11 protein-coding genes are annotated in these 10,620 nt (G+C 45.2%); all 11 read left to right on the top strand.

Annotated elements, in window-relative coordinates:
- The first annotated feature begins 77 nt into the window (after positions 1 to 77).
- The 11 genes from mazG to rpoS all read left to right on the top strand — a co-directional run bounded on the left by mazG (position 78) and on the right by rpoS (position 10,602).
- Positions 78 to 875 carry a nucleoside triphosphate pyrophosphohydrolase gene (gene mazG, locus BCT81_RS12460; RefSeq protein WP_102424615.1) on the top strand — a complete coding sequence of 266 codons (798 nt, stop codon included), beginning with the start codon at positions 78 to 80 and terminating at the stop codon, positions 873 to 875.
- A gap of 150 nt (positions 876 to 1,025) precedes the next feature.
- On the top strand, positions 1,026 to 2,666 hold the full coding sequence (locus tag BCT81_RS12465; protein ID WP_063524391.1) for a CTP synthase: 1,641 nt from the start codon (positions 1,026 to 1,028) through the stop codon (positions 2,664 to 2,666).
- An 80-nt stretch (positions 2,667 to 2,746) separates the two neighbouring features.
- Positions 2,747 to 4,048 (top strand): phosphopyruvate hydratase, encoded by a 1,302-nt coding sequence (gene eno / locus BCT81_RS12470; protein ID WP_102424616.1) that lies wholly within the window; start codon positions 2,747 to 2,749, stop codon positions 4,046 to 4,048.
- Between the two features lie 544 nt (positions 4,049 to 4,592).
- Positions 4,593 to 4,874 carry a cell division protein FtsB gene (gene ftsB / locus BCT81_RS12475; RefSeq protein ID WP_008221147.1) on the top strand — a complete coding sequence of 94 codons (282 nt, stop codon included), beginning with the start codon at positions 4,593 to 4,595 and terminating at the stop codon, positions 4,872 to 4,874.
- Positions 4,874 to 5,575 carry a 2-C-methyl-D-erythritol 4-phosphate cytidylyltransferase gene (gene ispD / locus BCT81_RS12480; protein WP_102424617.1) on the top strand — a complete coding sequence of 234 codons (702 nt, stop codon included), beginning with the start codon at positions 4,874 to 4,876 and terminating at the stop codon, positions 5,573 to 5,575. The genes ftsB and ispD overlap by 1 nt, the downstream gene beginning before the upstream one ends.
- 2 nt (positions 5,576 to 5,577) lie before the next feature.
- The gene (gene ispF, locus BCT81_RS12485; protein WP_102424618.1) at positions 5,578 to 6,057 is read left to right on the top strand and encodes a 2-C-methyl-D-erythritol 2,4-cyclodiphosphate synthase; all 480 of its coding nucleotides are present in this window, start codon (positions 5,578 to 5,580) and stop codon (positions 6,055 to 6,057) included.
- A gap of 22 nt (positions 6,058 to 6,079) precedes the next feature.
- Entirely contained in the window at positions 6,080 to 7,126 is a 1,047-nt protein-coding gene (gene truD, locus BCT81_RS12490; RefSeq protein ID WP_102424619.1) for a tRNA pseudouridine(13) synthase TruD, read from the top strand.
- Positions 7,127 to 7,203: 77 nt separating this feature from the next.
- The gene (gene surE / locus BCT81_RS12495; RefSeq protein WP_102424620.1) at positions 7,204 to 7,947 is read left to right on the top strand and encodes a 5'/3'-nucleotidase SurE; all 744 of its coding nucleotides are present in this window, start codon (positions 7,204 to 7,206) and stop codon (positions 7,945 to 7,947) included.
- On the top strand, positions 7,948 to 8,574 hold the full coding sequence (locus tag BCT81_RS12500; protein WP_102424621.1) for a protein-L-isoaspartate(D-aspartate) O-methyltransferase: 627 nt from the start codon (positions 7,948 to 7,950) through the stop codon (positions 8,572 to 8,574).
- Positions 8,575 to 8,608: 34 nt separating this feature from the next.
- The gene (gene nlpD, locus BCT81_RS12505) at positions 8,609 to 9,523 is read left to right on the top strand and encodes a murein hydrolase activator NlpD (RefSeq protein ID WP_102424622.1); all 915 of its coding nucleotides are present in this window, start codon (positions 8,609 to 8,611) and stop codon (positions 9,521 to 9,523) included.
- A 98-nt stretch (positions 9,524 to 9,621) separates the two neighbouring features.
- Complete coding sequence (gene rpoS / locus BCT81_RS12510; protein ID WP_102424623.1) at positions 9,622 to 10,602, top strand: RNA polymerase sigma factor RpoS; 981 nt, start codon at positions 9,622 to 9,624, stop codon at positions 10,600 to 10,602.
- Positions 10,603 to 10,620: the final 18 nt, after the last annotated feature.

Here is a 10,620-nt window from a genome sequence, read left to right on the forward strand (position 1 = left end):
GTTTTGGCTGCTCACCTTTTTTAGTTTTATAAGACGTTATAAATTTAAAAATCAAAGACAGTAATAGGAAGAAAACGATGAATCACCCGATTGAACAACTTGAACAGATCATGACTAAGCTGCGCGATCCAGAAGGTGGCTGTCCTTGGGATTTAAAACAAAATTTTGAAACAATTGTCCCTCATACTATCGAAGAAACTTATGAGGTGGTGGATGCGATTCACAACAAAGACTGGTCGAATCTGCAAGAAGAGCTTGGCGATCTACTGTTTCAGGTGATTTTTTACAGTCAGTTGGCGAAAGAGCAGGGGCTGTTTGAGTTTTCTGATGTGGTTGATGGCATTAATGAGAAGTTAACACGCCGTCACCCTCATGTGTTCTCGGATGCCGAGTTTGCTAGCGACGAAGAAATCAATGCGAATTGGGAAGCGGAAAAAGCCAAAGAAAAGGCACAAGCAGGCAAAACTCAAGAAAGTATTCTAGACTCAATACCAAACTCTCTACCTGCGCTTTCACGTGCTACAAAGATTCAAAAGCAGGTAGCGAAATATGGCTTCGATTGGGACTCAATTGGCCCAGTTGCCAACAAGGTAATAGAGGAAGTGGATGAGGTGCTAGAAGAGGCGCTTCAAGTGACACCAAACGACGATTTGGTTGAAGAAGAGTTGGGTGATTTGCTGTTTGCAACGGTGAATTTGGTGCGACATTTAGGTAAAAACCCTGAATCGGCGCTCAATAAGGCCAACTTGAAGTTTTCACGTCGCTTTAAAGGGGTGGAAGAAAAAGTGCGTCAACAAGATAAAAGTCTGACCGATTTTTCACTACAACAGCTTGATTCCATGTGGGATGAGGTAAAAGTAGCGGAGAAAAGATAACCAAAGCTTTTATCATGAATTGATTTGAAGCAAAAAATAAAAAATAGCAGTGTGATAGATTTCACGTTGTGGCGATAAGGGGCTTCTGGTATATTTTCATCCCGTCCAGAAGTAGTCCATTTCCCTCATTCAACCAATTTCAGGTTAAACATGACGACAAATTACATTTTTGTTACTGGCGGGGTTGTATCCTCTCTAGGTAAAGGTATTGCTGCAGCATCTCTTGCGGCTATTTTAGAAGCTCGTGGTCTTAAAGTGACTATGATGAAGCTTGACCCTTACATCAACGTTGATCCAGGCACTATGAGCCCGACTCAGCACGGTGAAGTGTTCGTTACGGAAGATGGCGCTGAAACAGACCTTGACCTTGGTCACTACGAGCGATTCATTCGCACCAAGATGACTAAGCGTAACAACTTCACTGCAGGTCGTGTTTACTCAGACGTACTAGCAAAAGAGCGTCGCGGTGATTACCTAGGTGCAACTATTCAGGTTATCCCACACATCACTAACTCTATCAAAGAGCGTGTTATTTCTGGCGCTGAAGGCCACGATATCGCGATCGTTGAAGTTGGTGGTACGGTTGGTGATATCGAATCTCTACCATTCATGGAAGCGATTCGTCAGCTAGCAGTAGAACTAGGCCGTGAACGCGCAATGTTCATGCACCTAACGCTAGTACCTTACCTAGCAGCTGCGGGCGAAGTGAAAACTAAGCCGACTCAGCACTCTGTAAAAGAGCTACTGTCTATTGGTATTCAGCCTGACATCCTAGTTTGTCGTTCTGACCGCAACATTCCTTCGAATGAGCGTAAGAAAATTGCTCTGTTCTGTAATGTGCAAGAAAATGCAGTTATTTCAATGCGCGATGTTGACTCTATCTACAAGATCCCTCAGCTTATTAAAGCTCAAGGCACTGATGATCTTGTATGTAAGCGTTTCGGCATTACAGCTCCAGAAGCAGATCTGTCTGAATGGGAACAAGTAATTTACGAAGAAGCTAACCCAACGGGTGAAGTGACGATTGGTATGGTTGGTAAGTACATTGAACTACCAGACGCATACAAATCAGTAAATGAAGCGCTAAAACACGCAGGCTTGAAAAACCGCCTAAGCGTTAATATTAAATACGTAGATTCACAAGACGTTGAGTCTCGTGGCGTAGAAATTCTAGAAGGCCTAGACGCAATTCTAGTACCAGGTGGCTTCGGTGACCGTGGTGTTGAAGGTAAGATTCTTGCTGCTCAATACGCACGTGAAAACAAAGTACCATACCTAGGTATCTGTCTAGGCATGCAAGTAGCACTTATCGAGTACGCTCGTAATGTTGCGAAGATGGAAGGCGCACACTCTTCTGAGTTCTGTTCTGAAACTAAATACCCTGTTGTTGGCCTAATCACTGAGTGGGTAGACGGCGAAGGTAAAGTTGAAGAGCGTACAGAGACATCTGATCTAGGCGGCACAATGCGTCTAGGTTCACAGCTTTGTCACCTAGCGAAAGGTACGAAAGCTTACGAACTATACGGTAGCGCGACGATCCATGAACGTCACCGTCACCGTTACGAAGTGAACAACAATCTTCGTCCACAAATTGAAAAAGCGGGCCTAAAAGTATCGGGTCTATCTGCGGACAAGAAGCTGGTTGAAGTTATTGAGAACCCGAACCACCCATGGTTCGTTGCAGCTCAATTCCACCCAGAGTTCACTTCAACACCTCGCGATGGTCACCCATTGTTTGCAGGTTTCGTTAAAGCGGCTGGTGAGTTCCAGCGCGGCGAGTTAGAGAAGTAAAAGGAATACAGGTAGCAGCGTAAGTTGTGCTGCTACCTTTAAATTTGACATTTATATATTCAACGAGAAGGAAACATTCAATGTCTAAGATCGTTAAAGTTCTAGGTCGTGAAATCATCGATTCACGTGGTAACCCAACTGTAGAAGCTGAAGTACACCTAGAAGGCGGTTTCGTAGGTATGGCTGCTGCTCCATCTGGCGCATCTACTGGTTCTCGCGAAGCTCTTGAGCTACGTGACGGCGACAAATCACGTTTCCTAGGTAAAGGTGTTCTTAAAGCAATTGAAGCTGTAAACGGCCCAATCGCTGAAGCTCTAGTTGGTAAAGACGCTAAAGCTCAAGCTGACGTTGACCAAGTTATGATCGACCTTGACGGTACTGAGAACAAATCTCAGTTCGGCGCGAACGCTATCCTAGCTGTTTCTCTAGCGAACGCTAAAGCTGCTGCTGCAGCTAAAGGCATGCCTCTATACGAGCACATCGCTGAGCTAAACGGTACTGCTGGTCAGTTCTCTATGCCTCTACCAATGATGAACATCATCAACGGTGGTGAGCACGCTGATAACAACGTTGACATCCAAGAGTTCATGATCCAACCAGTTGGTGCTAAGACTCTTAAAGAAGGTCTACGTATCGGTGCTGAAGTATTCCACAACCTAGCTAAAGTTCTTAAGTCTAAAGGCTACAGCACTGCAGTTGGTGACGAAGGTGGTTTCGCTCCTAACCTTAAGTCTAACGCTGAAGCTCTAGAAGTTATCGCAGAAGCTGTTGCAGCTGCTGGTTACGAACTAGGTAAAGACGTTACTCTAGCTATGGACTGTGCTGCATCTGAGTTCTTCGACAAAGAAGCTGGCATCTACAACATGAAAGGCGAAGGTAAGACTTTCTCTTCTGAAGAGTTCAACCACTACCTAGCTGAGCTAGCTAACCAATTCCCAATCGTTTCTATCGAAGATGGTCTAGACGAGTCTGATTGGGCTGGCTTCAAGCACCAAACTGAACTACTAGGTGACAAGCTTCAACTAGTAGGTGACGATCTATTCGTTACTAACACTAAGATTCTTGCTGAAGGTATCGAGAAAGGCGTAGCTAACTCTATCCTTATCAAGTTCAACCAAATCGGTTCTCTAACTGAGACTCTAGCTGCAATCAAGATGGCTAAAGACGCAGGTTACACAGCTGTAATCTCTCACCGTTCTGGCGAAACTGAAGACGCAACTATCGCTGACCTAGCGGTAGGTACTGCTGCAGGTCAAATCAAGACTGGTTCTATGAGCCGTTCTGACCGTGTTGCTAAGTACAACCAACTAATCCGTATCGAAGAAGCTCTAGGTTCTAAAGCTCCTTTCAACGGTCTTAAAGAAGTTAAAGGTCAAGCTTAATTCTTAGCTGAATTAGTTTAACTTACGCTTGAAATGCCTCGCTTTTGCGGGGCATTTTTTTTGTTTGTAGAAAGTGGTGGTAGGAAGCTCTAGGTTCTAAAGCTCCTCCTATTACATATAAAGTTCGTCATTCCCTAGACTGACGAAGGAAGAAGTAGGGAATCTCTTATTTTGCATTTGCCTCAATAGATTCCCAACTCAGTCGTTCCTCCCTCTTGGGAATGACGAGGGGTGTGACTGGGAAAGATGTTCTGTCTATGGCTCTTTCGTTGCAGTGTTTTGTATTACTTGGTTCTTCTCTTGGGAGTGCTGAAAGGCTATGGCATGGGGAACGTAAACGTCTTCTTCTTCTTAAGCTTTTCGTACTATCCGTCATTCCCGAGACCGACGGAGGAGGGAGTCGGGAATCTCACCACTGGTTCCTAACGACAATAATTCCCCGACTTATTGATTCCCTGACACCACATATCTCGCACCAATAAGCTCATTATGGTATATATGTGCCTTATTCTAGTTCCTTCTTTTTCAACCGGCGAAAGGTGTTATGCGAATTTTTGCTTTAGTACTGCTCATAGTGTTTGGCTGGCTACAACACACACTGTGGCTCGGTAAAAATGGTATCTCTGATTACTACGGTGTGAACAATGAAATCCAAGTTCAGCAGCAAGTAAATGAAAAATTAAAAATTCGAAATGATGAGATGTTTGCAGAAATCGACGATCTACGCCAAGGCTTAGACGCGATTGAAGAACGTGCGCGTCATGAGCTTGGAATGGTTAAAGAAGGCGAAACGTTTTATCGCATCATTGGTGAGGAATCCCATTAATGTTGACTCAACCTCAAAGCGTGATTGCCGTTGTCCCTGCTGCGGGCGTGGGTAGCCGAATGAAGGCTGACCGTCCGAAGCAATACCTTAAGATCAATGGCAAAACGATTTTAGAGCATACTGTTGAGAAGCTATTGGCTCACCCCCAAGTCTCTCAAATTGTCGTCGCAATCAGTGATGATGACCCATACTACCCAGAGCTACCCCTTACTCAGAATCCACAAGTGATTCGAGTCGCTGGTGGAAGTGAAAGAGCGGACTCCGTTCTTTCTGCTTTAGATTATATCGAGAAGCAACAGCTCGGTGATTGGGTGATGGTGCATGACGCCGCAAGACCTTGTGTTCAGCTAAGTGACATCGACAAGTTGATTTCTACGGCGATGAGCCATGATGTCGGGGCGATATTAGCCGCTCCAGTTCGAGATACGATGAAGCGAGGTGCTCAAGGGCAAATCGAGCATACTGTTGAACGAGCCGATTTATGGCATGCACTTACACCACAGATGTTCAGAGCGGAACCTCTGTGGAATGTATTGAGCGAAGCGCTTAAACAAGGCGTTTCGATTACCGACGAAGCCTCTGCTTTTGAATGGAAAGGCTTCTCGCCCGCTTTAGTCGCCGGGCGTTCAGATAATTTTAAGATAACTCAGCCAGAAGATTTAGCGCTCGCTGAGTTCTATTTAAGTCAGAATAAGGAATAATGATGATTCGTATTGGCCATGGCTTTGATGTACATAAGTTCGGTGGTGAAGGTCCGGTAATTATTGGTGGCGTGAGCATCCCTTACGAACAAGGTCTTATCGCACATTCAGATGGTGACGTTGCCCTTCACGCGTTGTGTGACGCTCTGTTAGGTGCGATCGCCGCGGGCGATATTGGTCGTCATTTCCCAGACACTGACGATGAATGGAAAGGCGCAGACAGCCGTGAGCTATTGAAAGATGTGTACCGTCGAGTAAAAGAACAGGGCTACGTGATTGGTAATGCCGATATTACTATCATGGCGCAAGCGCCAAAAATGGCACCTCATATAGACTCTATGTGCCAAGCTATTGCACAAGATTTAGAAACCAGCATCAATAATGTGAACGTAAAAGCAACGACAACAGAGCGTTTAGGCTTTACGGGTCGCAAAGAGGGCATCGCATGTGAAGCGGTGGTCCTAATTACCAAAAGTGCGTAAGCACCAACACGAAAAGAACAGCATGTCAGATATTTTATCTTCATTGGCTTATCTAAACGGTAAACCAACTGCGAAAGCAAAACTAAAAGCGAAAGCTGAACACTTTGTCGTTAATGAAGACTTGGGTTTTGAATTTACCGGTGAAGGCGAACATCTCATGGTTCGCATCCGTAAAACGGGTGAGAACACCAGCTTCGTGGCAAACGAGTTGGCTAAAGCTTGTGGTGTTAAGTCGAAAGACGTGAGCTGGGCGGGTTTAAAAGACCGTCACGCAGTAACCGAGCAGTGGTTGAGCGTCCACCTACCGAAAGGTGAGCCTGACTTTTCAGCGTTCTTAGCACAATACCCAAGCATTGAAATCCTAGCGACAGCAAGACACAACAAAAAGTTACGTCCAGGTGATTTAGTTGGCAACCAATTTGAGTTGACCTTGTCTGAAGTAACGGATTGCGATGATGTGGTCAAGCGTTTGGAAAAAGTCGCTCAAGTGGGCGTGCCAAACTACTTTGGTGCTCAGCGTTTTGGTAACGAAGGTAACAACCTGTCGGAAGCTCGTCGTTGGGGCCGTGATAACGTTCGTACTCGTAATCAGAACAAACGTAGCTTGTACCTTTCTGCGGCTCGCTCGTGGATTTACAACCTAATCCTTTCTGACCGTATTGAGCAAGATGTATTTGCCTCGGCATTGGTTGGCGATATCGTGGTTAAAGACGGTGCACAGCTAACGGTAACGGCTGAAAACCTTGAATCTGTAAAGCAAGATATCGCGAATGGTACTGCATTGGTGACTGTAGCGTTGGCCGGTGATAACGCTTTGCCAACAACAGATGAGTCTCAAGTCTTAGAGCAGAAACACCTTGATGCTGAACCGGATTTGATGGCTCTGATTCGTGGTAACCGTATGCGTCACGACCGCCGTGAAGCGTCGCTGAAACCTACTGATCTAATGTGGGAAGTAAGTGAAGATAATGTCACTCTGAAGTTCTCTCTTGATGCAGGCTGCTTTGCGACGGCTATCGTTCGTGAATTGGTTGAAGAAGTACACGTAGAGAGAAGCTACGAGCAGTAATGATTCTGCTTGGCACTAAGTGACTTAATATTGGAATTTAAGTCACTTGGCATTGGAATATGAAGAAAGGATACAGAATGAAGATTTTACTCAGCAACGATGATGGTGTGCATGCTCAAGGTATTCATGAGCTAGCAGATGAATTACGTGATCTTGCTGAAGTTATCATAGTGGCACCTGACCGTAATCGTTCAGGCGCTTCAAATTCATTAACTTTAGAACAGCCTTTACGCGTTCAAGAGATCGCAGAAAGCACCTATTCAGTACAAGGGACACCAACCGATTGTGTGCATTTCGCATTAAATGAACTGCTAAAGGATGATATGCCTGATCTGGTATTAACGGGCATTAACCACGGCGCGAACCTGGGTGATGACGTGTTGTACTCAGGTACAGTCGCAGCCGCAATGGAAGGGCACTTCTTAGGCGTTCAATCGGTGGCGTTTTCTCTGGTTGGTAAAAAACATTTTAAGACAGCGGCAGCGATTGCTCGTCGTATTGTCGAACAACATTTAGCAAAACCAATCCCAACCAACCGCTTGTTAAACGTCAATGTGCCGGATCTCGCTTTAGAACAGCTATCAGGGACTCAGGTCACTCGCCTTGGCGCACGTCATCATGCTGAAGATATGATTAAGCAAAAAGACCCGCGTGGTCAAGATATCTATTGGCTTGGTCCTCCGGGTAAAGAGCAAGATGCAGGAGAAGGGACTGATTTCTATGCGATTGAGCATGGTTATGTATCGGTAACGCCATTGCAGGTTGATCTGACGGCGCACGAATCTTTGGGCGCTATGACAACATGGTTAGGGGAGAAGTAAGTGAGTAACCCACAAGCAGAACGCTTAATTACTTTTCTGATTGAAAATGGCATCCGAGACCAAAAAGTACTGGATGCGATTTACCAACTGCCAAGAGAGAGTTTTTTGTCTCAGGCTATGTATCATCAGGCTTATGACAATAATGCGCTGCCTATTGGGCAAGGGCAGACCATCTCACAGCCGTATATTGTTGCTAAAATGACAGAATTACTTGAGCTGCAACAAGATAGCCGAGTTTTGGAAATCGGAACCGGTTCTGGCTACCAAACTGCTGTTTTAGCTCAACTTGTTGATCATGTTTATTCGGTTGAAAGAATAAAGTCGCTACAATGGGACGCTAAGCGTCGGCTAAAACAGCTCGATTTTTATAATATTTCAACTAAGCACGGTGATGGTTGGCAAGGGTGGTCTTCTAAAGGGCCTTTTGATGCGATCATCGTAACCGCTGCTGCAGAGTCAATTCCTCAAGCGCTTTTGCAACAGCTTAAAGGTGGTGGTCGTCTATTGATTCCGGTTGGTGATGACGAGCAACAGTTATTGAAGATTGTGCGTCATGGTGATGAGTTTTTGTCGAGTGTCATCGAGATGGTGCGATTTGTACCTCTGGTGCCTGGTGAGCTAGCTTAATAAAAGACTGATGGTGTAGGTGGATAGAGAGTCGATGCGTTCGAAGTTGTTAAAAGGAAGTTCCTTGCTGCTTAGCTGTGCCCTTGTCGGGTGTGCAGCGAATTCGCCTGCGCCAGTTTCAAGCCTAAGTAAAAACTACTCATCGGTTGATCGCGGTAGCTACCGTGGCAGTTACTACGAAGTGAAAAAAGGCGATACGCTTTATTTCATCGCGTATGTCACCAATAAAGATGTACAAGACCTGATTAGTTATAACAAACTTGCAGCTCCTTATACCATCCACCCAGGGCAGAAGCTTAAGTTGTGGCGTCCTAGCTATAACGCGCCAGCCTATGGTAAATCAACGGTTGTAGCCGCAGCAGTCGCTGCTCCTGTTGCCGCGTCCACAACATCATCGACGGCAAGTAAACCTAAAGCAACCCCGCAGCAGAGCAAAAACTCTAAACCTGCGCCAGCTCAAACTACAGCCAAAGTGGCGAAAAAAGATCCACCAAAGAAGGTTGAACAATCCAAATCAAAGGAGTATGTTGGGTCTAAAGGTAAACAGAATGTTACACCGTCCACCAAACCAACAAGTGATAAAGTATCCAAATGGTTATGGCCAACAAAGGGGAGAGTAATTAAGAATTTCTCTGTAGGCGAACAAGGAAATAAAGGCATAGACATAGCAGGACAGCGAGGTCAGCCAATAGTATCTACTGCAGGGGGAACGGTTGTTTATTCGGGTAATGCATTACGAGGCTACGGCAATCTAGTGATTGTGAAGCACAATGATAATTACTTAAGTGCATACGCGCATAACGACCGACTATTAGTATCTGAAGGGCAAAGTGTGAAACCAGGGCAGAAGATTGCAACAATGGGAAGCTCTGGAGCCAGCAGTGTTAGGCTGCACTTTGAGATTCGTTACCAAGGTAAATCCGTCAATCCAAAACGATATTTACCTTAAATACAATACCAACTAATAACGTATTGTATTGAGTGACATAGTCATTTAGCGACATATGAAGTTGTAATGTCATGCTAATTTCGCCAGGGGGAGGCGTTATGAGTATAAGCAATGCAGTAACCAAAGAAGAGTTCGATCTTGACCAAGTAACCACGGAATCGGAAACACTTGAACAAGAGAAGCGAACAGCCACTAAGAAAGCCGAAGTTAAAGAAGAAACAGAATTTACTTCCAAGAGTTTAGATGCGACGCAGCTGTATCTGGGCGAAATCGGTTTCTCACCACTACTAACCGCTGAAGAAGAGGTGCTTTACGCACGTCGAGCTCTACGCGGTGATGAAGCAGCACGCAAACGCATGATCGAGAGTAACCTGCGTTTGGTAGTGAAAATTTCCCGTCGTTATAGCAACCGTGGCTTGGCACTTCTCGATCTAATCGAAGAAGGCAACCTAGGTTTGATTCGCGCCGTCGAGAAATTTGACCCAGAGCGTGGCTTCCGTTTTTCTACTTACGCGACATGGTGGATTCGTCAGACCATAGAGCGTGCCCTGATGAATCAGACTCGCACTATCCGTTTGCCTATTCATGTTGTGAAAGAGCTGAACATCTACCTACGTACTGCAAGAGAACTATCACAAAAGCTTGACCACGAACCAACAGCTGAAGAGATCGCTTCTAAGCTCGATAAGCCGGTTGGTGATGTGAGTAAGATGCTTCGTTTAAACGAAAGAGTGAGTTCTGTAGATACGCCAATTGGTGGTGATGGTGAGAAAGCACTGTTGGATATTATTCCAGACATCAACAATTCTGACCCTGAGGTTTCAACTCAAGACAGTGATATCAAGAACTCACTGATCTTCTGGCTTGATGAACTGAATCCTAAGCAGAAAGAGGTGCTTGCACGTCGATTTGGACTACTAGGTTATGAACCGTCAACGCTAGAAGAAGTTGGCCGTGAAATCAGCCTGACTCGTGAGCGAGTTCGTCAAATCCAAGTTGAAGGTCTGCGTCGTCTACGTGAGATCCTAATCAAGCAAGGTCTGAACATGGAAAACCTATTCAACGTTGAAAACGACTAAACGATATTTATTGATATC

This window comes from Vibrio sp. 10N.261.52.A1 (genome assembly GCF_002876325.1).
Taxonomy (GTDB): domain Bacteria; phylum Pseudomonadota; class Gammaproteobacteria; order Enterobacterales; family Vibrionaceae; genus Vibrio; species Vibrio chagasii.